22 protein-coding genes are annotated in these 25,615 nt (G+C 41.5%); 8 read left to right on the forward strand and 14 right to left on the reverse strand.

What is annotated here, in order from left to right; translation table 11 throughout:
* Positions 1–10: 10 nt before the first annotated feature.
* From amtB to AABS66_RS10680, 5 genes are all read right to left on the reverse strand, one after another.
* The gene (gene amtB / locus AABS66_RS10660; RefSeq protein ID WP_206084616.1) at positions 11–1,291 is read right to left on the reverse strand and encodes an ammonium transporter AmtB; all 1,281 of its coding nucleotides are present in this window, start codon (positions 1,289–1,291) and stop codon (positions 11–13) included.
* A 10-nt stretch (positions 1,292–1,301) separates the two neighbouring features.
* Complete coding sequence (locus tag AABS66_RS10665; RefSeq protein ID WP_206084614.1) at positions 1,302–1,640, reverse strand: P-II family nitrogen regulator; 339 nt, start codon at positions 1,638–1,640, stop codon at positions 1,302–1,304.
* Between the two features lie 173 nt (positions 1,641–1,813).
* A complete protein-coding gene (locus AABS66_RS10670; protein ID WP_206084613.1) occupies positions 1,814–3,598 on the reverse strand; it encodes a SmdB family multidrug efflux ABC transporter permease/ATP-binding protein in 1,785 nt (594 codons plus the stop codon).
* The gene (locus AABS66_RS10675) at positions 3,595–5,340 is read right to left on the reverse strand and encodes a SmdA family multidrug ABC transporter permease/ATP-binding protein (RefSeq protein WP_430224910.1); all 1,746 of its coding nucleotides are present in this window, start codon (positions 5,338–5,340) and stop codon (positions 3,595–3,597) included. The genes AABS66_RS10670 and AABS66_RS10675 overlap by 4 nt, the downstream gene beginning before the upstream one ends.
* Before the next feature lie 74 nt (positions 5,341–5,414).
* On the reverse strand, positions 5,415–5,876 hold the full coding sequence (locus AABS66_RS10680) for an Lrp/AsnC family transcriptional regulator (RefSeq protein ID WP_206084610.1): 462 nt from the start codon (positions 5,874–5,876) through the stop codon (positions 5,415–5,417).
* Positions 5,877–6,153: 277 nt separating this feature from the next.
* On the opposite strand from AABS66_RS10680, the gene queC reads away from it, so the two are divergent.
* A complete protein-coding gene (queC, locus tag AABS66_RS10685) occupies positions 6,154–6,849 on the forward strand; it encodes a 7-cyano-7-deazaguanine synthase QueC (RefSeq protein WP_430224911.1) in 696 nt (231 codons plus the stop codon).
* Positions 6,850–6,904: 55 nt separating this feature from the next.
* On the opposite strand, the gene AABS66_RS10690 is transcribed toward queC, so the two are convergent.
* The 9 genes from AABS66_RS10690 to bolA all read right to left on the reverse strand — a co-directional run bounded on the left by AABS66_RS10690 (position 6,905) and on the right by bolA (position 17,780).
* The gene (locus AABS66_RS10690; protein WP_206084608.1) at positions 6,905–7,330 is read right to left on the reverse strand and encodes an acyl-CoA thioesterase; all 426 of its coding nucleotides are present in this window, start codon (positions 7,328–7,330) and stop codon (positions 6,905–6,907) included.
* Between the two features lie 181 nt (positions 7,331–7,511).
* A complete protein-coding gene (locus AABS66_RS10695; protein ID WP_206084607.1) occupies positions 7,512–7,883 on the reverse strand; it encodes a ComEA family DNA-binding protein in 372 nt (123 codons plus the stop codon).
* Positions 7,884–8,027: 144 nt separating this feature from the next.
* On the reverse strand, positions 8,028–9,899 hold the full coding sequence (ppiD, locus tag AABS66_RS10700) for a peptidylprolyl isomerase (protein WP_206084606.1): 1,872 nt from the start codon (positions 9,897–9,899) through the stop codon (positions 8,028–8,030).
* Between the two features lie 175 nt (positions 9,900–10,074).
* Complete coding sequence (hupB, locus tag AABS66_RS10705) at positions 10,075–10,350, reverse strand: nucleoid-associated protein HU-beta (protein WP_206084605.1); 276 nt, start codon at positions 10,348–10,350, stop codon at positions 10,075–10,077.
* A 234-nt stretch (positions 10,351–10,584) separates the two neighbouring features.
* Complete coding sequence (lon, locus tag AABS66_RS10710) at positions 10,585–13,020, reverse strand: endopeptidase La (RefSeq protein WP_430224912.1); 2,436 nt, start codon at positions 13,018–13,020, stop codon at positions 10,585–10,587.
* Between the two features lie 206 nt (positions 13,021–13,226).
* Positions 13,227–14,504: an ATP-dependent protease ATP-binding subunit ClpX gene (gene clpX, locus AABS66_RS10715; protein WP_206084603.1), complete on the reverse strand. Its 1,278-nt coding sequence runs from the start codon at positions 14,502–14,504 to the stop codon at positions 13,227–13,229.
* A gap of 118 nt (positions 14,505–14,622) precedes the next feature.
* Entirely contained in the window at positions 14,623–15,243 is a 621-nt protein-coding gene (clpP, locus tag AABS66_RS10720; RefSeq protein WP_206084602.1) for an ATP-dependent Clp endopeptidase proteolytic subunit ClpP, read from the reverse strand.
* Between the two features lie 541 nt (positions 15,244–15,784).
* Positions 15,785–17,089 carry a trigger factor gene (tig, locus tag AABS66_RS10725; RefSeq protein WP_206084601.1) on the reverse strand — a complete coding sequence of 435 codons (1,305 nt, stop codon included), beginning with the start codon at positions 17,087–17,089 and terminating at the stop codon, positions 15,785–15,787.
* A 352-nt stretch (positions 17,090–17,441) separates the two neighbouring features.
* Entirely contained in the window at positions 17,442–17,780 is a 339-nt protein-coding gene (bolA, locus tag AABS66_RS10730; RefSeq protein WP_206084600.1) for a transcriptional regulator BolA, read from the reverse strand.
* A 264-nt stretch (positions 17,781–18,044) separates the two neighbouring features.
* Here bolA and AABS66_RS10735 point away from each other — a divergent pair, with 264 nt between their 5' ends.
* From AABS66_RS10735 to AABS66_RS10765, 7 genes are all read left to right on the forward strand, one after another.
* Positions 18,045–18,626, forward strand: coding sequence for a YajG family lipoprotein (locus AABS66_RS10735; protein WP_206084599.1), 582 nt, complete (start codon positions 18,045–18,047; stop codon positions 18,624–18,626).
* Between the two features lie 121 nt (positions 18,627–18,747).
* Positions 18,748–20,250, forward strand: coding sequence for an AmpG family muropeptide MFS transporter (locus AABS66_RS10740; RefSeq protein ID WP_206084598.1), 1,503 nt, complete (start codon positions 18,748–18,750; stop codon positions 20,248–20,250).
* Between the two features lie 276 nt (positions 20,251–20,526).
* The gene (locus AABS66_RS10745) at positions 20,527–21,297 is read left to right on the forward strand and encodes an outer membrane protein OmpK (RefSeq protein ID WP_206084597.1); all 771 of its coding nucleotides are present in this window, start codon (positions 20,527–20,529) and stop codon (positions 21,295–21,297) included.
* Between the two features lie 426 nt (positions 21,298–21,723).
* Positions 21,724–22,674, forward strand: coding sequence for a cytochrome o ubiquinol oxidase subunit II (gene cyoA / locus AABS66_RS10750; RefSeq protein ID WP_206084596.1), 951 nt, complete (start codon positions 21,724–21,726; stop codon positions 22,672–22,674).
* A gap of 4 nt (positions 22,675–22,678) precedes the next feature.
* Entirely contained in the window at positions 22,679–24,670 is a 1,992-nt protein-coding gene (gene cyoB, locus AABS66_RS10755) for a cytochrome o ubiquinol oxidase subunit I (RefSeq protein ID WP_206084595.1), read from the forward strand.
* Positions 24,660–25,274, forward strand: coding sequence for a cytochrome o ubiquinol oxidase subunit III (locus AABS66_RS10760; RefSeq protein WP_206084594.1), 615 nt, complete (start codon positions 24,660–24,662; stop codon positions 25,272–25,274). The genes cyoB and AABS66_RS10760 overlap by 11 nt, the downstream gene beginning before the upstream one ends.
* Positions 25,275–25,607 carry a cytochrome o ubiquinol oxidase subunit IV gene (locus AABS66_RS10765; RefSeq protein ID WP_206084593.1) on the forward strand — a complete coding sequence of 111 codons (333 nt, stop codon included), beginning with the start codon at positions 25,275–25,277 and terminating at the stop codon, positions 25,605–25,607. It begins immediately after the preceding gene.
* Positions 25,608–25,615: the final 8 nt, after the last annotated feature.

Raw genomic sequence — 25,615 nt, forward strand, 5'->3', positions numbered from 1 at the left:
CGTGGCAGCCTTAGTTATAAGCACTTTCACCGTGGGAAGTAATATCCAAACCTTCTCTTTCCTTTTCGACACCAATTCTTAACCCTGATGTCTTCGCTGCAACCATAAAAGCAATAAATGCAACAACAGCGGTCCATACAACACACACTAAGATGCTAAACGCTTGGATACCGACCTGTTTTAGCATCGTGATGCCTTCCGCAAAGCCACTTCCTCCTAATGAACTTGAGGTAAATACCCCTGTCAGCAAGCAACCTAAAATACCGCAGACACCATGAACGCCAAAAACGTCACAAACATCATCGACTCTCAGCTTACGTTTTAATATTACCACGCCCCATAAACCCGCAATCCCTGAAAGCAGCCCAATGATTAATGCGCCGCCAACGCCAACAGTTCCAGCCGCAGGAGTGACCCCAACAAGTCCAGCTAAGCAACCCGAGCAAGCACCAAGTAAAGACGGTTTATCCCTAAAAATCCATTCCGCCAATGTCCACGATAAAATCGCACCAGAAGCCGCTGCAACGGTGTTAACAAAGGCTAAAGCAGCTATACCATCAGCACTTCCCGCAGAGCCTGCATTGAATCCAAACCAACCAATAAACAAAATGGATGTCCCCATAAATACCATCGGCAAGTTGTGTGGTTTAATCGCCTCTTTACCAAGCCCTGTACGATGGCCAAGTAAGTAAGCACCAACTAAGCCTGCGACTGCCGCATTAATATGTACGACAGTTCCCCCCGCAAAATCCAATGCCCCATCTTGTGAAAGAATTCCGCCCCCCCAAACCATATGTGCCATAGGTAAATAAGCAAAAGTGGTCCAAATAACAGTAAAAATTAAAACGGCTGAAAATTTAATCCTCTCGCCTAAAGCTCCGATCACTAGCGCCACGGTTAAACATGCAAACGCCCCTTGGAATGCAACATGAACAAACTGCGGAATTGTTGCGGATAAGCTTTCCACTGTAATTCCCTTTAACATCACAAGGCTAAATCCACCAAAAAATGCATTCCCCTCACTAAATGCTAAGCTGTACCCATAAACAATCCAAATAACAGAAACCAACGCTAGAATTACTGTCGTCTGTGCCATAAGTGAAAGTACGTTTTTGCTTCTTAATAACCCGCCATAAAACAAAGCAATACCTGGTACAATCATGAAAATCACCAAGGCCGTGGATATCATCATAAAGGCATTATCTGCTTTATCTAATCCCTCTTGGGAAGCCAAAACGGTCATTGGAAAACTACTTGCTGCTATTAATATATATTGAAACCATTTACGCATCGCCGTTCTCCTAAAGTGCTTCATCTTGTTTTTCACCCGTACGAATTCGTACTGCTTGCTCAAGTGGCAAAATGAATATTTTTCCATCGCCAACTTGACCGGTGTGTGCCTTTCTCTCGACTGTTTCAATGACTAACTCGACTAACTCATCTGGAACGGCAATCTCCATTCTCACTTTAGGTAAAAAATCGACGGTATATTCTGCCCCTCGGTATAATTCAGCATGCCCTTTTTGTCGTCCAAAACCACGCACTTCTGTCATTGTCATCCCTTGAATGCCAATTTCGGACAACGCCTCGCGAACCTCATCTAATTTAAATGGCTTAATGATTACGATGATATATTTCATTCTCACTCCTATAAGTCATCTCAATAGCACGCTCATCCTCTATGAGCGCTACTGACTTATGAGCAAATCTCATGCCAAAAACTATTTATTGTTTAAATTCAATTAGAAACAACAAAATAAAAAACCACTCGAATGAGTGGTTTTCTAGGATGCATTATAATAGTGCAGAATAATTAGCTAGTTACAACCTCAATCCCAGCATCACAGCGGGCATTTAAGGATTCACCGACCTGTTGCAACTGGTACATTTGATAATAACGCCCTTTTTGTTGTAAAAGATGCGAGTGAGTCCCTTTCTCAACAATTGCACCACGATGCAGCACAATCACTTCATCAGCATCAACAATGGTTGATAAGCGATGCGCAATTACCACCAGCGTTGTATTTTCACGAATAACACGTAACGCCTTTTGAATCGCTTGTTCTGTGCCTGAATCAATATTTGCAGTTGCTTCATCCAAAATAAGAATTTTAGGCGTAACTACTAGCACCCGAGCCATCGCTAATAGCTGCCGCTGCCCAACAGACAGTGTATTTCCTTGCTCGCCAAGTACAGTATCTAAACCCTCCGGAAGCTGTCGAACTAAGCCTGCAAGTTGCACAGTTTCAAGCACTTCCCATACTTTACCTTGGCTAACATCACGCCCTAATGCCACATTATCAAAAAATGAAGACGCTAATACGACAGGGTCTTGCTGAACCATCGCAATACCGTTACGCAAAGTTTGGTGAGACAACGTGTGTAAATCACGACCATCCAGCAATATTTCACCTTTTTGCCATGGGTAATACCCCATAATCAGGTTAGCAATCGTGCTTTTACCGCTTCCAGTGTGACCAACCAACGCAATAAAGTGGTTATTTGGCACATGCAGATTAATATCATTCAAAACTAATTTATCATCGCGATAGGCAAAAGAAAGGTGATTAATGGTAATTGAGCCACCTTGTAATGGAGCAATGCTTTCGCCATAGCCTTGCTGTGGGCTATCCATTAACTCAAAAACACGCTCACCAGAAACCACGGCTTGCTGCAACATCGATTGCTGTGATGTTAATTCAATTAGCGGTTCATTTAATCGGCCTAAATAATTAATAAAAGCATATAAAACGCCTACCCCAATCGTTGTTGTCCCTTCAATGCCAAATAAGAATAGCAAACCACACAGGATAGAAGCAGAAAATAAGCTAAGTAATGGACGTAGCAACAAACCATCCAGCTTTAATGCTTTCATTCTCGCTTTATAATGCTCTTGACTCACATCCTGCATTTTTGCGCCAAACCGAGCTTGCTGCAAAAATTGTTGGATCACCGTCATACCATTAATAACTTCATTAAAACCGTTATTTATATCCGCAAGATATGAACGAACTCGACGAATAATCGGTGTGCTTAGACGTTGATAAGCTATCATCACAACAAATACAGCAGGAAAAATCATTACTGCAACTGATGCCATTCGCCATTCAAGGGAAAACATCGCGACTAACATGGCGCAAATCAGCGCTAAGCTACGAAACACCGTCGGAACAACCATAACAAAAAGGTCTTTGATCACTTCAGTATCATTAGTAACGCGAGAAATTAGCTGACCAACGGGCTGTTTATCAAATGCACTTAACGGTTGCCGAAGCGCCGCATTCATCACATCGGTACGCAAGTTTTGCACCACGCCGACAGCGGCTTTATTAAATAAAATGATTTGGTAATAATGCAGTAGCGCAGCAATTACCTGTAGCAATATAAAACCAATAACCATATACAAGGTCAGTGGCATGATAATTTCTTTTTTAGCCACCATATTATCAATAAAGTAGCTAACGAGCAGAGGCCCACTGACCTCCGCAATTGCAGCTAGCCATAACATACCAATAGCAATACCCATCGTGCCACGGTAAATTTTCCCGTAGGAGAGAAGCCGTTTTAATGCTGGCCAAAGTGGTTTTTTCTGGCTCATAGTTCACCATCCAAAGCCGCTTCAATTTGTTGATAATGATACATATCTTTATACCAGCCTGGCTGACTTATTAGAGATTCATGCTCACCTTGAGCGGTTATTGTCCCTTGAGATAGCACTAAAATAGTATCGGCCTCCACTAAGGCAGATAACCGATGAGCACTAATAATTAACGTTCGTCCTTGTCGCCAGTGGCTTAAGTTCTGCAATATAGTAAATTCTGTTTGCCCATCCACTGCGGAAAGGGAATCATCCAACACCAATATTTCTGCGTTTTGTAAAATTGCCCGTGCAATAGAAATACGTTGTTTTTGCCCCCCTGAAAGCATAACGCCCCGCTCACCCACTTGCGTCTCATAACCTTCTGGCAAACGCAAAATATCATCATGCACACAGGCAATTCGTGCCGCTTCTTCGATTTCAGATTGCGTGGCATCTGGTCTGCCAAGAGCAATGTTTCCTGCCACAGTATCTGAAAACAAGAAAGGGGATTGGTTCACAATCGATAACCTTGCACGCCATTCATCTAGTTTAATTTCAGATAACGGCAACCCTTGATAGCAAATGTCCCCATCAGTCACATCAAATTGTCGCTGTAATAACGTTAATAATGTGGATTTTCCTGATCCAGTCGGCCCACAAATACCTAAAAACTGTCCTGGTTTTAAGTTGAATTGGACATTGTATAGCGAGGTTCGAGCTGTTTCTGGGTAGCTAAAAGCGCTAATGTTCACACTCAATTCACCTTTTTCAGGTTGCAATGAATGCGAGCCATCGTTAATCACCAGTGGCTCATTTAATAAGCTTAAAATTCGGCTATAAGCGGCACTACCGCGTTCAACAATATTAAACATCCAAGCCAGGGCTAACATTGGCCAAATCATTAGCCCTAAATACATAATAAAGCTAGTGAGTTCACCTAACGTGAGCGAACCATCTAATACCATCCAGCTCCCACCCGCGATAGCGAGTAAATTCGCCATGCCGATTGCCATAAATATCGTTGGGTCAAAACGCGCATCAATTTTTGCGACATGCATATTACGGCGGCCTGCTTCGGTCGCCACTTGCTCAAACTGGTTAGATTGATGGTCTTCAAGACCAAAAGCCTTGATCATGCGAATGCTTGTTAAACTTTCTTGTGCATGGTTGTTTAATGATGAAAATGCGCCTTGGGCATGCTTAAACCGATGGTGAAGCTGATCCCCATAGCGCTTGATGACGATAGCCATAATTGGCATCGGAATCAACGCCAGTAAGGTTAGCTGCCAGCTGATCTCAACACTCATCATAATTAAAACAGCGCACCCCATAACCAACGAGTCAACTAGCGTTAACACCCCTTCCCCTGCTGCAAATACGACACGATCTACGTCATTTGTCGTACGAGCGATGAGATCCCCTGTACGATATTTCAGGTAAAATGCTTGGTTTTGCAGACTTAATTGGCGATAGAATTTCTGGCGTAGTTGAACAGCCAGTTTATAAGAGGCACCAAATAGCCAAAGCCGCCAAACATATCGCAAGCCATAAACAATTAATGCAATGAATAACATTAGCAGGACGTAGTTGACTAGTTGACTTCTCGGCATGGTTTCTTTGCTAATCCCATCAACAACCACGCCAACAATGCGAGGAGGAATGAGCTGTAAGATAGCAATGACAATCAAAAAGCAAACAGCGCCGAGATAGCGCCGCCATTCACTTAAAAAATACCATTTTAGTTGTGAAAATAATCGCACGTATTGCTGCCTTGAATGATTTTAATTAATTTATACGCCTTAAGCTGCCTTATATTGTCTTTTCTGCCGACAATCTAATCAGGGATAGGTAACACTGTTGTATATTTGATTTTTTCCATCGCAAAGCTTGAAGTGACATCAATTAAACCCTGAACACCATTCACCAGCTTTTTATAAAAAAGGTCATAAGATTTCATATCATGCACTTCAACTTGCATCAGGTAATCATATTCCCCCGCCATACGGTAAAACATCAGTACCTCTGGCATCTGACTAACAAATGACACAAATTGCTCATACCACTCACTATTATGGTGCTGAGTTTTTATCGTTACGATAACCGTCAAGCCTAACCCCAGCTTTTCGCCGTCAAGTAGCGTAACTCGTCCACGAATGTAGCCTTCATCTTCGAGACGTTTTAGGCGCTTCCAACACGGTGTAGAGGTTAAATTAACCGCTTCAGCGAGTGTATTGAGGGATAAGCTACTGTCATTTTGCAATAAACAAAGCAGTTTTTTGTCTATTTTATCTAACATGATTGCTCTCTTGGCTTAGGTGTAAATGCTTTTTGTTATGTTTTTAATATTGGAAACCTTATTATGCAAAACATCATCATTCAAAAAAAATAATAGTGTCACCAATTCGCTTTATTATAGAATAATTTTATACAAATTAAAGAATAATAGGATAAATAGCACATCAAATAGACTAAACCTATAAAAATAAAACTGTTAATTATGTTATCACCTCGCTAACATGGAAAACTAAAACCTCATTTTCTTGAATTACATGAATTATCACCAAGGAGTGACTATGAAACGCGCGGTTGTCGTCTTTAGTGGTGGGCAAGACTCAACAACTTGTCTGATCCAAGCCTTAGAAAATTATGATGAGGTGCATTGTGTCACTTTCGATTATGGACAACGACATCGTCAAGAAATTGAAGTTGCGCTGAAATTAAGTGCATCATTAGGCGCAACAGCCCATACAGTTTTAGATGTCACATTACTCAATGAATTAGCCGTGAGTAGTTTGACGCGAAACAACATCCCTGTCCCTGATTTTGAAAAAAGCGAGGCGAGTGGATTACCGAGTACCTTCGTACCTGGGCGCAATATCTTATTTCTGACCCTAGCAGCAATCTACGCTTATCAGGTCCAAGCAGAAGCAGTGATTACTGGCGTATGCGAAACCGATTTTTCAGGTTACCCCGATTGCCGTGATGAATTTGTTAAAGCGCTTAATCACGCCGTCACTCTTGGTTTAGCAAAGGATATTCGCTTCGAAACGCCCCTTATGTGGCTAAACAAAGCCCAAACTTGGGCGTTAGCTGATAGTTACGGTCACCTTAACACCATCAAAGAACAAACGCTAACTTGCTATAATGGTATTCAAGGCGATGGCTGCGGTGAATGTGCAGCCTGCCATTTAAGAAGCAATGGCTTAAACGAATACTTAAACCAAAAAGAAGCTGTAATACAGTCATTAAAACAACTACAAGCTAAATAATGCAGTAAGCAAGTTTACCTACCTGATAATCAAGATCAGGTAGGCTTTCATTTAATTAACTAATAAAATCATCAATAACCGCATTAAATGACTCCAGCTTCTCACGCAGCTCTTCATCAATCATAATCGCTTTATTAGTGAGGTTATCAATAAATACGAAAGTGACATAAGCATCAGAGACGACTTCTGATTGCCCTGCTTTATTACGAATAATTTGTTGATAGCACACCGCGCTTTTAGAACCGATTTTATCCATCCGTGTCACAACAGTGAGTTCATCCCCCAGCAATACCCCCTGAATATAGTTCACATTGATATTCACGGCAGCCATGGTTAAATTGCTTTGTATTGCCCAACTGATAAAGTTGCGCTTATTCATCCACTCCCAGCGGTCTGCCTCGTAGAACTCTAAATAGCGTGCATTGTTTACGTGCTGGAATACATCAATATGATAACCATGAACTTTAATCTTTGTTGTCATAACTACTCCGACCAGTTTATATTCCGATAACATAAAAATAACAAATGTACGGAAAATATGCTGAATAAATATCACGAATAAGACTTAGCTCTCAAATTATTTACCATAAAACAGTAAATCAGATTAATAAATAGCCATATCATAAGTAGCTCCCCAATCATTCGAATGAGGAGCCATGACATCAAAGCATGAGTTTATTCTTATTTTTTTCTAAAAACGCAGGGCCAATTCCTTGGACTTCCAAAATATTTTCTATGGTATTAAACGCACCGTATTTTTCCCGGTACTCGACAATAGCTTTTGCTTTTTGTTTGCCAATACCATTCAATTTTTGAGCCAGCTCTTCTGCCGTTGCGTTATTAATACTCACTTTATTTGATTGGTTGATATCAATAGCTTTTACGCTTTCTGTAGATTCAGTTGGCTGAGAGTGTGTTATTGCGTTTTTCTCTGCTGTGTTTTTTTTCGCCCATGTTAAAGATGAAAAGCCCCCCAATAATGCTAAGCATAATGCTGTCGCTAAACTACGTTTAACAATTGTTTTCCATGACATGATGTTTCTCCTATGTATGTAGAGACATCACAGTGCCAGAAAAAAATCATCTCAGCATTTTGCGAAAAATAAAAATGCGAAAGGCCACCCAAAGGTGGCCTTTTAATAATATGCTTACAACTTAAATTGCGAAGCTACTCGCAATTATTCAAGATTCAGAACTTCAATTTTCGCATTTTCACGTAAATTAAGCATCAACGCTTCATTCACAGCAGAGCTCATCACACCTTGGTATTCACGGGATAACTGTTTCAGCTCGTCTTCCGTTGGCTGGCCTAAAGTCACTTTATCCAACTGAATAACAACATAGTTGTCAGATTCATCACGTGCAATAGAGTAGGCAGGCTTACCATCAACAGGTTGAGCCATGTCCATTGCTGTGTTAATCGTCGCGGTTTGTGGCATTAAACGCGAAACAGTTTGCACGCCAGTAAATTTAACGCCCGCTGTACTTAACGCTTCTTCGCCTTTACCAGCTTTCAAGTCAGCAAGTAGCTTGTCTGCGGTTGCTTTTAGTTCTGCATCGGCTTTCTGGCGCTTAACTAATGTTTCAATCGCAGGTTTAACTGTTTCAAACGGCTCTGTGCTTTCTGGTTTGTACTCAGTCACACGAACAACAAATGCACGGTCACCTTCAACGTTAATTACGTCAGAGTTAATCCCTTTAGAGCCATTTTTATCAACTAGACGGTCGCTAAAGACTTCATTGATAACTTTAGGGAAATTTAACGCCGCAGGTGGATTGTTACGATCAAACCAATCTGTTGTCACCATTTTCAAGCCAGAAACAGATTCAACTGAAACTAATGATTCCATATCGCTTGTGGCAGCCTCACTGACTTTCTGTTGTAAGTCATAGAACTGCTTGATGTTTTTATCTTGCAGCAAGCTAACTTTGATGGTTTCAGAAACTTGTTCAAACGGTTTTGTTGACTCAGGCTTAATATCATCTAAACGGAAAACAACGTAGTTATCCTGCGCTTTAACTGGTGCCGAAAGTTGGCCTTTTTCTGTTAAGTTTGCAGTGATAATTTCGCTCGGCGTTGAAGCGGCCTCCATCCAACCAATCAGGCCTTTGTTACCCGCACTGAATTTATCCGTTGATTTTTCAGCCGCTAGCGTTGCAAAATCTGCACCTGCTTTGATTTCATTGATGATGTCGTTCGCTTCTTTTTCTGAAGCTACTTGGATCATGCTGTATTGTTTTTGCTCTGCCTGAGTGTAATTTTTCAGGTTTTGCTCATAATACGTTTTCACTTCTTCATCAGAAACCGTGGCTTCTGGCATAGATGCTGCGTCCATTTCAACATAGCTGACTTTCACTTTTTCCGGTGAAATAAAACTATTTTGATTCGCATCGTAGTATGCTTTCAGCTCTTCTTCAGATATCGTTTGTTTCGCTTGCACATCAGCTAAGGACAAAGTTGCAGTGCGAATTTCACGCTCTTGCATAAATAATTCAGCATATGCTTTAACTTCTGATGGTAAAGCGAAGTCCGTCCCAGTAAAAGATTTCCCTAGCTGAGCACGTGTTAAATCTTGGCGAATTTGTGCCGCAAAACTATCCGCATTGATGTTATAACGACTTAAGATTTCGCGATATTTGTCGCTATCAAACCGACCATCAGTTTGGAAGATTGGCATAGAGAAAATGGATTGCTCAATCTGTTGATCGCTTGCTGAGAGATTCAGTTCATTAGCATATTGATTAATCAATTCATTGTTAATCAAATTATCAAGCGCTTGGCGACGCAGCAAATTCATGCTTTCTTCATTACTCGCCACTTCAGAGAATTTATCTCCCAAGTATTCTTGTAATGATTGGCGTTCCTGCTGAAAAGCCTGCTGTAACTGTTCCTTGCTAATTGGCTGCCCATTAACTTCTGCTGCTTTGTTGGCACTATTGCCACCTAAGCCGCCCATCATAACGCCTGTCAGCACGAATGACAGCATAATGAGCCCTAGCAAAATTTTAATAAAAGGACTGTTGGCCTTCGTGCGTAGATTTTCCATCATAAAAAGGCTTAACTCCGCTTTGTTGAATTCAATTTCTTAATAATACGCTAATCTTAACTCAGAAAGAAAAAAAAGCGCACCATTTCCATGGTGCGCTTATATATTAGCTGATTAAAGGCATTCCGTCAGTTTGAGTTTTTGCAAAAATGCAAGAAAGACAAACTAAAATACTTAATTAGCTATTAACAGCGTCTTTAAGACCCTTGCCTGGACGGAAAGCTGGAACTTTCGCCGCAGCGATTTTAATCTCTTTGCCCGTTTGTGGGTTACGGCCTGTACGTGCAGCACGCTCACGAACAGTGAAATTACCAAAGCCAACTAAAGCAACATCGTCTCCTTTACTCAAAGAACTCGTTACAGTAGCAACGAACGCGTCAACAACGCGACCTGCAGCAGCTTTAGAAATATTCGCATCAGAAGCGATTTGATCAATCAGTTGAGCTTTATTCACTCTTATCATCCCCATTATTAGTTGGACTATAAACCATCAAATTAACTATAGCAGCTAGCTTCTATTCGTACAGCTAATTAATGATTTAGCCGTTATATCAATCCTGATTACCAATGGCAAGAGAACAGATTGCATACAAACAATTATCAGAATCATCGCTAAATTAACGATGAAAAAAAAGGCTGACAAGCCCTAAATTAGCTGTCAGCCTTAGTTTTATGCAAACTTCTTGATTCAGCTCACTCTTTTCGCTTTCTTTTTAACAACCTCAACCCCGAAAGGCGGGTTAACTAAAGCTAAAGAAAGAACTTCTTCAATGGTTTTCACTGGGTGAATTTCTAAATCAGCGATCACATTTTGAGGAATTTCTTCTAAGTCACGTTCGTTTTCTTTAGGGATTAATACGGTTTTTATTCCGCCACGGTGTGCAGCTAATAATTTTTCCTTTAACCCACCAATTGGGAAAACTAACCCTCTTAATGTGATTTCTCCCGTCATTGCCACGTCTGCACGAACTGGGTTACCTGTTAAACAAGAAACCAAGGCTGTTGACATCGCAATACCTGCGCTTGGGCCATCTTTTGGTGTTGCACCTTCAGGAACGTGAACGTGGATATCGCGTTTCTCATAGAAATCGCTGTTAATACCCAGTTTTTCAGCACGAGCTCTCACCACGGTTAAGGCCGTCTGGATCGACTCTTGCATTACTTCACCTAAAGAACCGGTATAAGTCAACTTGCCTTTACCTGGTACACACGCAGTTTCAATGGTAAGTAAGTCCCCACCCACTTCAGTCCACGCTAAACCAGTCACCTGGCCGACACGGTTTTCAGTATCTGCTTGGCCGTAGTCGAAGCGACGAACCCCCAGATAATCTTTTAAATTATCTGCGTTGATTTCGATGTGTTTGAGTTTTTTATCCATTAATAATGCTTTAACGGCTTTACGACACAATTTCGAAATTTCGCGCTCTAAACCACGTACACCCGCTTCACGCGTATAGTAACGAATAATGCTCATTAATGCGCTATCATCGATCGTTAATTCGCCTTTTTTCAAGGCATTACGTTCAATTTGTTTCGATAATAAATGTTTTTTAGCAATATTCAGTTTTTCGTCTTCGGTATAACCTGAAAGGCGAATCACTTCCATACGATCCAGTAGTGGCGCAGGGATATTCATCGAGTTTGACGTTGCAACAAACATAACGTCAGACAAGTCGTAATCCACTTCTAAATAGTGGTCGTTAAACGCGATATTTTGTTCTGGATCAAGCACTTCTAATAATGCTGATGCAGGGTCTCCGCGCATGTCTGAAGACATTTTGTCTATTTCATCCAGCAGGAACAGTGGGTTTTTCACCCCAACTTTTGCCATTTTCTGGATAAGTTTACCTGGCATTGAACCAATATAGGTACGACGGTGACCACGGATTTCTGCTTCGTCACGCACACCACCTAACGCCATGCGGGTGTATTGGCGACCCGTTGCCTTCGCAATAGATTGACCCAAAGAGGTTTTACCAACCCCTGGAGGCCCTACTAAGCAAAGAATTGGCCCTTTGATTTTACTGACACGGCTTTGTACTGCCAGATACTCTAAAATACGGTCTTTAACACGCTCAAGGCCATAATGATCGGTATCCAACACTTCTTGTGCTTTAACTAAGTCTTTTTTGACTTTGCTACGCGCATGCCATGGTACTTGCACCATCCAGTCGATATAACTACGGACAACCGTGGCCTCTGCAGACATTGGAGACATCATTTTCAGCTTCTGCAATTCTGCTTCTGCTTTTTCTTGTGCCTCTTTTGGCATTTTCGCTTCTTCGATTTTACGTTTTAGCGATTCATATTCATCTGGCGCGTCATCCATTTCACCCAGTTCTTTCTGAATAGCTTTCATTTGCTCATTCAGATAGTACTCGCGCTGACTTTTTTCCATCTGCTTTTTAACGCGATTACGGATGCGTTTTTCGACTTGCAGTAATTCTGTTTCTGACTCCATCATCGCCATCAGGAACTCAACACGTTCAGCAATATTTGCCATTTCAAGAACGCGCTGTTTATCCGCTAATTTTAGCGGCATGTGGGATGCAATAGTGTCTGCAAGTTTATCAAGCTGGTCTTGCTCTATCGAGTGCAATGCAGTCAGCACTTCTGGTGGAATTTTTTTGTTGAGCTTAATATAGCTTTCAAACTGGCTCACAATGGTGCGATACAGCACTTCATTTTCTTTTTCATCAAGAATTGATGCTGGAGTGCCCGCTGTGGTTTCGTCGTAAACGGAACCTTCAGCGTGTTTATCTTGTTCAGATGCTAAATACTCAGCTTGCGCGAGGAAATACTCGCCGTTATCCGTCAAGCTAGTAATACGCGCACGTCTTAAGCCTTCAACTAAGACTTTCACTGTGCCGTCTGGCAGTTTTAGCATCTGAATAACGGATGCAACTGTACCAACAGCAAATAAATCGTTCACCCCTGGCTCATCAGTCGAGGCTTCTTTTTGCGCAACCAGCATCACTTGTTTGTCATGATCCATCGCTGCTTCCAGACTGTGAATGGATTTTTCACGTCCAACAAACAGTGGGATCACCATATGTGGGTATACCACTACATCACGCAGAGGCAATACTGGTATTTCAATGCGTTCGGAACGCTCTGGATTCATAAAGCTCTCTCTTCGTTTAGCTCACGCTAGTTTAAGGGTTTCTGTCTCTCGCTTGAAAAATATTCTCAAAAACAAGGAAACCACACCTCAGAATATAAACTATATGGGGACAAGATTTTAGCATTCAATGGGTAGTTAAACATAAAAAACAAAATGAGGGATATCCCTCATTTTGTTTGATTATTTATTGAACGCTTTCTTAAAGATTAGTTATCACCTGAAGCTTGAGCATCTGGCTTGCTGTAGATCAACAAAGGTTCTGATTGTTCGTTAATGACATTTTCATCAACGACGACTTTTTCGACATCCGTCATAGAAGGAAGGTCATACATGGTATTTAATAGAGCAGCTTCAACAATTGAACGCAAGCCACGGGCACCCGTTTTACGTGCCATCGCTTTTTTCGCAATAGCTTTTAACGCTTCTTCTCGAAACTCAAGTTCAGTTCCCTCAAGACTAAACAGCGCTTGGTACTGTTTAGTTAATGCATTTTTCGGCTCTTGTAAAATTTGAATTAGCGCTTCTTCGCTCAGCTCAGTCAACGTAGCAACCACTGGCAGACGACCAATAAACTCAGGAATTAAACCGAATTTAATTAAATCTTCTGGCTCAGCTTGTGTTAATAATTCACCTTCTGTTGCTTTGTCTGACTCGCCTTTTACTTCTGCCGCGAACCCAATACCTGAACGGGTATTTAAACGCTGACCAATCACTTTATCTAAACCAGCAAATGCGCCACCACAAATAAACAGAATCTTCGAGGTATCTACCTGTAAAAACTCTTGTTGTGGATGCTTACGCCCACCTTGTGGAGGAACAGCCGCAACGGTACCCTCGATAAGTTTCAAAAGTGCTTGCTGCACACCTTCACCCGAAACATCGCGGGTAATGGATGGGTTATCAGATTTACGAGAAATTTTATCAATTTCATCGATATACACGATACCACGCTGCGCTTTTTCTACGTCATAGTCACATTTTTGCAGTAATTTTTGGATAATATTTTCGACGTCTTCACCCACATAACCTGCTTCGGTTAATGTCGTGGCATCGGCCATAGTAAATGGCACATCCAAATAACGTGCTAAGGTCTCAGCCAGCAGCGTTTTACCACTCCCCGTTGGACCAATTAACAAGATATTACTTTTGCCTAATTCGACACCATCACTGGTTTTGTCGCCATTACGCAAGCGCTTGTAATGGTTATAAACCGCAACCGCCAAGACTTTTTTCGCTTTTTCTTGACCGATGACGTAATCATCAAGGTGTTGCCTAATTTCATGTGGCGTAGGTAGTTCACTGCGCTCACGGTGTGGCGCAAGTTCTTTAATTTCTTCACGGATGATATCAAGACATAAGTCTACGCATTCATCACAGATATAGACTGACGGACCGGCAATCAGCTTACGTACTTCGTGCTGACTTTTTCCGCAGAAAGAACAGTAAAGCAGTTTACCCGTTCCCTCTTTGCGTTTCTCTGTCATCAGTTGACCTCACTTTTATCCATATTGCCTTGTTTTTGTTTGATTAAAACAGGAAACACAGCAACGATTTTCTTAAAATAGTTTATGGTATGAATTAATTATACCAAAAGTTAACCAATTAGCGGCTACTATAAATTTGGTCGACTAAACCGTACTCTTTCGCTTCATTAGCTGACAAGAAACGGTCACGCTCAGTGTCACGGCTGATTTCTTCAATGGACTTCCCCGTGTGGTGAGCCATGAGTTCATTCATACGAGTTTTCACTTTTAAAATTTCTTGTGCATGGATTTCAATATCCGTTGCTTGGCCTTGATAGCCACCTAGCGGTTGGTGGATCATTACACGCGAATTTGGCAAGCAAAAACGCTTACCTTTTGTGCCAGCAGTCAACAAAAATGCGCCCATAGAGCACGCTTGTCCCATACAAATAGTACTAACATCTGGCTTAATAAATTGCATGGTATCATAGATAGACATACCTGCCGTAATCACACCACCTGGTGAGTTGATGTACAGTTGGATATCTTTTTCAGGGTTTTCTGCTTCAAGGAATAACATTTGAGCGACGATTAAGTTCGCCATATGGTCTTCCACTTGACCCGTCAGGAAGATGATACGTTCTTTTAATAGACGTGAATAAATATCATATGAGCGCTCACCTCGAGAGGTTTGCTCAATGACCATTGGCACAAGAGCCATTTGGGATGCTAATTGTTCCTGACCGCCAAAATGTGACATCGAAATCTCCTATTAAAAACTTTCTGGTGCTTGCGCCTAATTTGCTATCTGCTAACCATCATCTTGAGCAAAGGGAGTGTTGCAAAACAACATGTTTAAAAATACCTTTTTTTGCAAACTTTCACGATCCTCTTATTTCTCTATTTTAGCCTATATTGGACTGATTACGGGTGAAATAAGAAGAAAGTGCAGTAAACTGTGCTGAAGTCAATAAGACGCTCTTTCAATAAGTCTAACACAAGTCTGTTTACTTACACGGTATTATCCCATTAGAAAACCATAATTGATTTTCAAAAATGACGAAATAACTCTTTTGGTGGAATTCGTCTCTCTTTTGATATTTGCTCTACAAAATAGTTCAAATCGCAAGCAAAACTGAATACATGCTAGATGAAGTATTAGGGATATAATTAGGGTTTAAATGTGATTTTCAAGGTTACCCTATCTTAATTCACAAAAAAGTTGTTATTCAAAAGCTTTAATTGCAAAAAAACCCGCAGTAAGACACCGCGGGTTTTTATTTTGTACAACAAGAAATAAATTAACCAGCTTGAACTTGGTTCATCAGCTCAGTGAAATTAGTTTCTTTTTCAGTGACTTTAGCAACAGCCAGAACAGTTTCAACCGCTTGTTCTTCTAATGCTAAGTTACGAACGCTGTTCATCAGCTCTTCGTTTTTGCTGTAGTATTCGATAACTTCAGCAGGATCTTCGTATGCAGATGCCATTTCTTCGATCAGCGCTTTAACACGATCTTCGTCAGCTTTCAGTTCGTTTTTGTTGATCACTTCGCCTAACAGCAGACCGATAACAACACGGCGTTTTGCTTGTTCTTCGAACAGTTCACGTGGTAATTCCATCGCTTGTTGTTCGTTGCCACCAAAACGTTGTGCCGCTTGACGACGCAGAACATCGATTTCACCATCAACCACTGCCGCTGGAACTTCGATGTCGTTCGCTTTGATCAAACCATCAAGAACTTGTGCTTTAACACGGTTACGCACCGCATTTTTCAGCTCACGTTCCATGTTTTTACGAACTTCTGCACGCAGACCGTCTAAAGTACCATCAGCGATACCGAAACGCTTGATGAATTCTTCAGTAAATTCTGGCAGTTCACGTTGTTCTACTTTCTTCAGAACGATAGCGAATTTCGCTGCTTTACCTTTCAGGTTTTCAGCGTGGTAATCTTCTGGGAAGTTAACTTCGATATCGAACTCTTCGCCAGCTTTGTGGCCAACAACGCCGTCTTCAAAGCCAGGGATCATGCGGCCTTCGCCCATAACCAGTGCGAAATCTTCTGCTTTACCGCCTTCGAACTCTTCACCGTCGATAGAGCCTGTGAAGTTGATAGTGATGCGTGAATCAGCTGCTGCTGCCTCGTCAACTTCTTTCCACTCTGCTTGTTGTTTACGCAGAGTATCTAACATGTTTTCCAGGTCTTCGTCTTTAACAGAAACCGCTGGTTTTTCAACTTCGATAGTGTCTAAACCGGTTAATTCGATTTCTGGGTAAACTTCAAACTCAACTGCGTAAACAAAATCTTTACCATCTTCCAGTTGCTCTGGCTTGTAGCTAGGCGCACCAGCTGGGTTGATTTTGTTTTCGATGATTGCATTGATGAAGTTACGTTGCATCACATCGCCCAGAACGTCTTGCATAACAGACGCACCATAACGTTGTTTAACGATGTTCATTGGTACTTTCCCTTTACGGAAACCATCAACACGTACTTTCTTAGCAACGCTAACCAGCTCGCTATTTACTGCTTTTTCAATATCAGTGGCAGGAACGGTGATTGTTACACGACGCCCAAGGCCTTGAGTCGTTTCAACAGAAACTTGCATCTTCTTACCTCAAAATAAATCTTAGTGATCGGTCTACTCCAGAGTTATGCCATTAAGCAATTAATGGCCTTCTCCCTTCCAGAACCGGGGGCGTTACTTACGTAACGGTCAATCCCTGATATCAGAAGCGTCCCGAAACCTTACTGAAAATTAGACGCAGCATTATACCGATGACAGCGCCCTGAGTCGAGAAAAGCAGATAAAAGAAGCGATTTTTCCTCTTTATTTGTGACTTTTCTGACTAAAATTTTTATTTCCTCACGAAAATTGAAGAAAAAATACCCATCAGACTCCTTTTAGGTTTGATGGATAATTCCAATCGTCCCAAGTAAAGGCCAATTGGCTACACAAATTAACGACTAACGCCACCTACACCACGACAAGCTGGCGATTTTAACGCGGTATCTGCCAATTCATCCCATTCTTTTGGTGTATAGGTATGCAGAGCAAGAGCATGGATGCCCCCCGCTAATTCATCGGCTAAAATAGCATAAATTTCACGGTGACGGCCAAGCATTCGTTTATTTTCAAATTTATCAGTGACTAAGATGACTTTGAAATGACTTTCCGAGCCAGGTAATACATTATGTTGATGGCTTTCATTAATGACATTCAAGTGACTTGGTTCAAAAGCATCTTGTAATTTTTGGCTCACACGAGACTGCATACTTTGTGATGCATTGGCGACCATAAAATACTCCTTAATAGCGACCCGCTCTAGTATTGATAAGTTCAGTAAACTATATTGCACATCTTGATTATTGCTATCTTCATATTATAGAAATATCCGATCATGACTTGGCAATGTTATGATATCGACACGTTAGTGCGAATTTTTTCAAAAACTGTTGTCTAATAGTTCAGGATAATTTGGCCACTCGACTTTATATCGAGTGGCGGCTACCCGCACCATAACGAAACATTTTCAATTAGGAAAGATGAACTGGAAAAAATTATGTTAAGAAAACTGTGTTTTCCACTTTTTGCGTTGTTTCTACTTGCTGGATGTGCAACTAGCAGCAATACACTCTCGCTCGAACCCAAAATAGCGTTACCCGCTAAAAATCCGACGCTGAATGCAACCTCAATTAGCGTTAGCAGCGTAGACAACCGTACCAATAAATCATTAGCGGAAGTCAATCGTAATGGTAGCCTAGTGGTGCTTAATCCATCCCGTGATCCCCGCTATTTGATGCAAGAAGCCGTTGAAAAACAGATGGCTGCTCGTGGCTTTATGGTCACTTCACCCGCCAATGTTAATTTAGTCGTTCAATTGAACAAATTGGACACTAAAGTTGCTGAAGGTAGTCTACGTCATAATATTACTGTTAATTCAAGTGTAAGCATCACAGCAACTGCACCAAATGGCTCAACAAAAACGCGCTCATTCACCCGTAATTTTAATACACAAGAATTGTTAGCGGCGAATAATGCAAAAATTGAAGCTGCAATTAATAGTGCATTAGCTGATTTAATTGCCGACATGGCATCCGATCAAGAAATTACCGATTTTATCAGACAAAATTCACGCTATTAAACGAGCGAATACCATCATTTCGTATTAAGCTATCCAAGTTAACACTTGGATAGCTTTGCGCGGTCAATACCTCTGCAGCGCTATGTATTGCAGCAAAATCACCTTAGGCTTAGAGGGAATAATGCCTCGTTTCACACTACCGAATAATATTACTTTAATCCTTTTAGGCTTCGTTTCTGGCTTACCTTTAGCGCTGACTGCAGGGACATTGCAAGCTTGGTTAACGGTTGAAAACGTTGATATCAAAACAATTGGTTTCTTTTCCTTAGTCGGGCAAGCTTATGTTTTGAAGTTTTTATGGTCTCCTATGATGGACCGTTATACACCACCTTTTTTGGGTCGTCGTAGAGGCTGGCTGTTAACCACACAAATTCTTCTTATTATTAGTATTGCCGCAATGGGATTCATGAACCCTTCTGAGCATTTATGGTATCTCGCCGCATTAGCCGTTACCGTCGCTTTTTGTTCTGCATCCCAAGATATTGTATTTGATGCTTATAAGACTGACTTGCTAAGCGCAGAAGAACGCGGAATTGGTGCTGCAACCTCAGTGATGGGCTATCGAATCAGCATGTTAGTTTCTGGTGGGTTAGCCCTTTGGCTCGCCGATAAGTTCCTTACATGGAAACAGCTTTACCTTGTCATGGCAGGGTTAATGGTCATCGGTGTTATTGCGACTTTGCTAGCCAAAGAGCCCGAAGAAAATAGCGTCCCGCCTACCTCGTTAAAAAAAGCCATCTATGAACCTCTAGCCGAGTTTTTTAGCCGTAACAACGCATGGCTCGTCTTATTATTATTAGTGTTTTATAAATTGGGCGATGCTTTTGTTATGGCGCTCAATACTAACTTTTTACTCAATGCGCTGGGCTTTAGCCTTAGTGAAGTCGGTACAGTGAATAAAACAGTCGGAATGGCTGCTACTATCATTGGTGCATTATTAGGTGGTTACTTAATGAAAAACATGAGCTTGTTTAAGGCTCTGTTTCTTTTTGGCTTGCTCCAAGGTGGGTCGAACATTGGTTATTGGTTCCTCGCTGTCACCCCGCCTCATATCATGACGATGGGCTCCATTATTTTCCTTGAGAATATTTTTTCAGGGATGGGTACCGCAGCATTTGTTGCACTGCTAATGACGCTGTGTAATAAATCCTTATCCGCAACGCAGTTTGCACTCCTCTCTGCCCTTTCTGCGGTAGGACGGGTATATATTGGCCCAGTCGCCAGTATTTTCGTCAGTAACTATGGCTGGCCACTGTTTTATTTGATCTCCATTGGCGTTGCCGTTCCAGGGATCTTATTGTTATTAGCCTGTCGCAGTTCTTTGCTATATACCCAGGCTACAGGGCTGTTCCAGCGCCGTGAGCTATACGCAAATGGCTATCGTTTCGCTGTTTATGCCCTACTTGCTGCAGTAACTTGCCTTGCGATTTGGCTACTTTCTCTATTGGCATTTTCTTTTAGTGGAATGAAAGTTTACCTATTCACCACGCAAATTGAATTTTGGCTGGCTATCCCTAGTTACCAAAATATTTTGTTTAATGCTGGGATTAGCATTGGTGCCATCAGTTTAATTATTGGGGGGAGTTTAGATTTCCTCGCTGTGCGTAAAACTGTCAAACAATAATTCTTTTTTCTCTCACATTTACTTATCTATTTAATTGATTCCCTAAGACTAACTTATTAGTTTAGGGAATCTGATCATTCAAATAAAATAGCCCTTAATCACAAAACACCTCAAAATCACTTTATGATCGTGATTATGATCACTCATCCAATGAAAAATATTTCTTAATTGCAATTTTAAAGCCTAATATATCACATGTTAGAGACTAGTTAGATAACACGTTAACGAATAGTGCACTACTCAACCCCATTAATTAATTAACGAAAATAATCTATTATGAAAAAACTCCTTTATATTGCCGCCTTAGCTTCTGTGGCAGGTACGGCATATTCTGATGATCTTTTAGGCTATCAAAATGGTTTTGCTGATATCAACATTAACTATTTAGACTGGTCTCACCGTACTGAGACCAAAACGGAGAAAACGACTCGTAAAAAAGATTTTGCTTATGTTGAATTAGAAGGTGGAGCTAATTTTAATTGGGGTGAACTCTACGGTTTCTTTGATGTGGAAAACCCTCTCCATACACAGCATACCGATTCAGGACGTAATAAACGCTACACCATCAAAACAACAGGCCGTTTTTATTTAGGTGATACTGGTTTTAATCTGTACGGTCACGTTTACGGTACATGGTCATTGCCAGGAACAAAATATGGCGGGAATTTCCATGATGTGAATACATTATATGGTATCGGTTACAACACCGCTTTTGGTGACTTGTGGTTTAAGCCTTTTATCGCCCTAAACTATACTGATCAAACATTCTATTCTGGTAACAACGGTTATACCGCTGGGTGGGTAGCGGGTTATAATTTCAGCGCGTTTGAAGAAAACTTCATGATAACCAACTGGCACGAAATGGAATTTGCACGCAATAAACGCTACAACGGAGGAAAGCGAAATGGCATTAATGGTGCCATGGCTTTTTGGTGGAATGCGACGCCACATTTAGCTGCGGGTGTGCAATATCGCTATGCTGACAATAAATTAGGCGATACATTTTATCAAGACGCAATCATTTATACATTAAAGTATACGTTCTAATGCGTTATTGAAAATTGTATGGCGATTTATTAATTTTCTTTTTAAATCAAAATAGTAATAATTTTTCTAAACTATTTTGCCGATAAAGCGACTTAAATAGCTTTATCGGCAATAAAAAACGTAATTTCCCTTACCATATTGCTTATGATTCATATCAGTTTTGTCATTTTTTCACTTCTTTTGTATATATTTTTCTTTGAAAAATTACTAAGATAATTTAGTATTAAAGGGCTTTTATCAATATATACTTATAATCCGTATCAATTTTAACTTTTTCTTTATAAGTTCTTTACATGTGATCATATTAACATAAAGAGCTAACAATTCCGTTTCTTTGCCTTACAATCATTTACACTCGCATAACCTTACCGTAAAATGCCCGCACTGATGAAACGACAATTAGAATCTTGTCATTTGGGGTCGTGGATGAGACTTATGAACTACAAAAAAAGTATCGGAGCAATCTCACTCGTTGTAGCAACCTTATTATTAGGTGGTTGCGACATGGTGTTGATGGATCCAAAAGGCGCCGTAGGCGTAAAACAAAAAGAGCTAATTCTTATTGCAATTGGCTTAATGCTGCTTGTTGTTATTCCCGTTATTTTTATGACGATTATCTTCGCCAGAAAATATCGTGAATCCAACACGTCTGCTACATACCGTCCAAACTGGGCTCACTCAAATAAAATTGAGTTAGTCTGCTGGACTGTTCCTATCATCATTATCATCATTCTGGGTGCTATCACTTGGAAGACGACACATGAGCTGGACCCGTATCAGCCATTAGTGAGTGATCAGGAACCTGTCACAATCGAAGTTATTTCAGCTGACTGGAAATGGATCTTTATCTATCCAGAGCAAGGTATTGCTACAGTTAACGAAATCGCATTCCCTACTGGTGTGCCAGTTAACTTCAAAATCACGTCTGATTCGGTGATGAACTCGTTCTTCATTCCATCTTTAGGTGGCCAAATCTACGCGATGGCAGGTATGCAAACTAAACTTCACTTAATCGCCAATGAACCAGGCACCTATAAAGGCTTCTCTGCAAGCTACAGTGGCCATGGCTTCTCTGATATGAAGTTCAATGCGATTGCAACCCCTGACCGCCAAGGCTTTGATGAGTGGGTACAAAAGGTAAAAGCGTCTCCTAAGACAATGGATACAATGCAGGCATTCGACGAAGTCGCTAAGCCAAGCACAAATGTTCCTGTTACCTACTTCTCTAGCGTGAAACCTAACCTTTATAACGATATCGTTCTGAAGTTTGGTCATGAGCACCATAAAGGTCACGCTCCTGTAGAAACCAAAGAAGAATCTACAGGTCATTCTATGCATATGAGCCATAATGCTCATGCAGCAGGCGCTGAGGAATAAGGGCATGTTCGGAAAATTAACACTAGATGCAGTTCCGCTCCACGAGCCGATCATCGTTGTCACACTGATTGCTATTGTCCTTGGTGGGCTTGGCTTAGTCGGTGTGATCTCCTATTTCGGTAAATGGAAATGGCTGTGGAAAGAGTGGTTAACCTCGGTTGACCATAAAAAAATTGGTGTCATGTACATCATTGTAGCGATGGTTATGTTGTTCCGTGGTTTTGCGGATGCCATCATGATGCGTGGTCAGCAAGTGCTTGCTTCTGCTGGGCAAGAGGGCTTTTTAAACCCTCATCACTATGACCAAATCTTTACCGCACACGGCGTTATCATGATTTTCTTCATGGCAACTCCATTTGTTGTCGGTTTGATGAACCTCGTTGTACCTCTGCAAATTGGTGCGCGCGACGTTGCCTTCCCATTCCTTAACTCATTGAGCTTCTGGTTCTTTGTAGTTGGTGTTGTCTTAATCAACATCTCTTTAGGGGTAGGTGAATTCGCACAAACAGGTTGGTTAGCTTATCCGCCATTATCAGGCTTGGAGTACAACCCAGGGGTCGGGGTCGATTACTGGCTCTGGAGTCTCCAGATATCGGGGATTGGTACGTTATTAACAGGGGTTAACTTCATCGCCACGATTATCCGTATGCGTACTCCGGGTATGTCGATGATGAAAATGCCTGTATTCAGCTGGGCTGCGTTATGTACTAACGTATTGATTGTTGCTGCTTTCCCTATCTTAACCGTCACTCTGACGCTTCTGACGTTAGACCGTTATTTAGGTACCCATTTCTTCACTAACGATATGGGTGGCAACATGATGATGTACATCAACCTGATTTGGGCATGGGGTCACCCTGAGGTGTATATCCTTGTTCTACCAGTGTTCGGTGTATTCTCTGAAGTTGCAGCAACCTTCTCGAAAAAACGTTTATTCGGTTATACCTCATTAGTTTGGGCAACAATCGTTATCACCGTTATGTCCTTCATCGTATGGCTGCACCACTTCTTTACGATGGGTTCAGGTGCGAACGTAAACGCCTTCTTCGGTATCGCCACCATGATTATCGCAATCCCAACAGGGGTTAAGATCTTCAACTGGCTGTTTACTATGTACCAAGGTCGCATTGAGTTTAAATCACCAATGCTGTGGACTATTGGTTTCATTATCACCTTCTCTGTGGGTGGTATGACAGGTGTTCTGTTAGCTGTACCGGGTGCAAACTTTGTTCTGCACAACAGTCTATTCCTGATTGCTCACTTCCATAACGTTATCATCGGTGGTGTGGTGTTCGGATGCTTCGCGGGTATGACTTACTGGTTCCCGAAAGCTTACGGCTTTACACTGAATGAAAAATGGGGTGTCCGTGCATTCTGGTTCTGGATCATCGGTTTCTTCTTAGCATTCATGCCGTTATACATTCTGGGCTTTATGGGGATGACTCGTCGTTTAAGCCAGAATATTGACCCGACCTACCACACAATGTTGGTTGTTGCTGCAGGCGGTGCTGCGTTAATCGCTATCGGTATTGCATGCCAAGTTATCCAAATCATTGTGAGTATTCGTGACCGCCATGAAAACCGTGATTTAACGGGAGATCCATGGGGTGGACGTACTCTTGAGTGGGCAACTTCTTCACCACCACCATTCTATAACTTTGCGATTGAACCACACGTTCAAACTCGTGATGCTTGGTGGGATTTGAAAGAAAAAGGTCTTGCTCATAAGAAACCAACTTCATATGAAGAAATTCATATGCCGAAAAATACTGGCGCTGGCGTTATCATCGCAGCATTTAGCTTAGTTTTAGGTTTCGCAATGATCTGGCACATCTGGTGGATGGCAATCATTGGTTTCGGTGGAATGATCGTAACTTGGATTGCAAAAAGCTTCGACGAAGATGTTGATTACTACGTACCTGTGGCTGAAATCGAAGAAATCGAGAATAAGCACTTTGAAGAATTACGTAAGGCAGGTGTGAACGATGTCAACTAATACAATGACTAACCAAAATATCGCCCATGCTGAGCATGGGCACCACGATGCAGGTGGCACTAAAGTATTCGGTTTCTGGCTCTATATCATGAGCGACTTGATCCTGTTTGCTTGTTTGTTTGCAACCTATGTTGTTTTGGCCGATGGAACTGCTGGCGGTCCCGCTGGTAAAGATATCTTCAGTCTGAAGTTCGTATTAGGCGAAACCTTCTTACTGTTAGTAAGTAGTATTACTTACGGCTTCGCGATGATTGCGATGCATAAAGGAAAAATCGGTGCAGTTAACTTATGGCTGTTCGCGACATTCCTGTTAGGCCTTGGCTTCGTTATCATGGAAGTCTATGAGTTCCACGAACTGATCGCTGAAGGCTTTGGCCCTGACCGTAGTGGTTTCTTATCTGGTTTCTTTGCACTGGTTGCAACGCACGGTCTGCACGTTTCTGCGGGTCTGATTTGGATTGTTATCATGATGATTCAAGTCACTCGTCGTGGTTTGACTGACGTTAACAAAACACGTTTGAACTGCCTGAGCCTGTTCTGGCACTTCTTAGACGTGGTTTGGATCTGTGTATTTACCGTTGTTTATCTTCTGGGGGCTATTTAAATGAGTCATGCAAAAGATGCTCACACTGGAGCAAGCCACGGTAGCGTTAAGACATACCTGATTGGCTTTATTCTGTCAGTTATCCTAACGGTTATCCCGTTCTGGATGGTGATGGAAGGCACAGCGACGACGTCAACAATCCTTTGGACTGTTGTCGGTATGGCAGTCGTGCAAATCTTCGTTCACTTAGTATGTTTCTTACATATGAATACCTCATCTGATGAGCGTTGGAACTTGGTTGCATTTCTGTTCACCATGCTTATTGTCGGCATCGTTGTTGTCGGCTCGCTGTGGATTATGTACAACCTGAACATCAATATGATGCTCGACTAAAGAGTTGC

The organism is Providencia sp. SP181 (genome assembly GCF_050446505.1).
Taxonomy (GTDB): domain Bacteria; phylum Pseudomonadota; class Gammaproteobacteria; order Enterobacterales; family Enterobacteriaceae; genus Providencia; species Providencia vermicola.

What these genes read in the sequence shown, in the direction of transcription:
- amtB (WP_206084616.1), bottom strand. Translation starts at nt 1,291, where the DNA reads ATGCGTAAATGGTTTCAATATATATTAATAGCAGCAAGTAGTTTTCCA.
- AABS66_RS10665 (WP_206084614.1), bottom strand. Translation starts at nt 1,640, where the DNA reads ATGAAATATATCATCGTAATCATTAAGCCATTTAAATTAGATGAGGTT.
- AABS66_RS10670 (WP_206084613.1), bottom strand. Translation starts at nt 3,598, where the DNA reads ATGAGCCAGAAAAAACCACTTTGGCCAGCATTAAAACGGCTTCTCTCC.
- AABS66_RS10680 (WP_206084610.1), bottom strand. Translation starts at nt 5,876, where the DNA reads ATGTTAGATAAAATAGACAAAAAACTGCTTTGTTTATTGCAAAATGAC.
- queC (WP_430224911.1), top strand. Translation starts at nt 6,154, where the DNA reads ATGAAACGCGCGGTTGTCGTCTTTAGTGGTGGGCAAGACTCAACAACT.
- AABS66_RS10690 (WP_206084608.1), bottom strand. Translation starts at nt 7,330, where the DNA reads ATGACAACAAAGATTAAAGTTCATGGTTATCATATTGATGTATTCCAG.
- AABS66_RS10695 (WP_206084607.1), bottom strand. Translation starts at nt 7,883, where the DNA reads ATGTCATGGAAAACAATTGTTAAACGTAGTTTAGCGACAGCATTATGC.
- ppiD (WP_206084606.1), bottom strand. Translation starts at nt 9,899, where the DNA reads ATGATGGAAAATCTACGCACGAAGGCCAACAGTCCTTTTATTAAAATT.
- lon (WP_430224912.1), bottom strand. Translation starts at nt 13,020, where the DNA reads ATGAATCCAGAGCGTTCCGAACGCATTGAAATACCAGTATTGCCTCTG.
- clpX (WP_206084603.1), bottom strand. Translation starts at nt 14,504, where the DNA reads ATGACAGAGAAACGCAAAGAGGGAACGGGTAAACTGCTTTACTGTTCT.
- clpP (WP_206084602.1), bottom strand. Translation starts at nt 15,243, where the DNA reads ATGTCACATTTTGGCGGTCAGGAACAATTAGCATCCCAAATGGCTCTT.
- tig (WP_206084601.1), bottom strand. Translation starts at nt 17,089, where the DNA reads ATGCAAGTTTCTGTTGAAACGACTCAAGGCCTTGGGCGTCGTGTAACA.
- bolA (WP_206084600.1), bottom strand. Translation starts at nt 17,780, where the DNA reads ATGGTCGCCAATGCATCACAAAGTATGCAGTCTCGTGTGAGCCAAAAA.
- AABS66_RS10735 (WP_206084599.1), top strand. Translation starts at nt 18,045, where the DNA reads ATGTTAAGAAAACTGTGTTTTCCACTTTTTGCGTTGTTTCTACTTGCT.
- AABS66_RS10740 (WP_206084598.1), top strand. Translation starts at nt 18,748, where the DNA reads ATGCCTCGTTTCACACTACCGAATAATATTACTTTAATCCTTTTAGGC.
- AABS66_RS10745 (WP_206084597.1), top strand. Translation starts at nt 20,527, where the DNA reads ATGAAAAAACTCCTTTATATTGCCGCCTTAGCTTCTGTGGCAGGTACG.
- cyoA (WP_206084596.1), top strand. Translation starts at nt 21,724, where the DNA reads ATGAGACTTATGAACTACAAAAAAAGTATCGGAGCAATCTCACTCGTT.
- cyoB (WP_206084595.1), top strand. Translation starts at nt 22,679, where the DNA reads ATGTTCGGAAAATTAACACTAGATGCAGTTCCGCTCCACGAGCCGATC.
- AABS66_RS10760 (WP_206084594.1), top strand. Translation starts at nt 24,660, where the DNA reads ATGTCAACTAATACAATGACTAACCAAAATATCGCCCATGCTGAGCAT.
- AABS66_RS10765 (WP_206084593.1), top strand. Translation starts at nt 25,275, where the DNA reads ATGAGTCATGCAAAAGATGCTCACACTGGAGCAAGCCACGGTAGCGTT.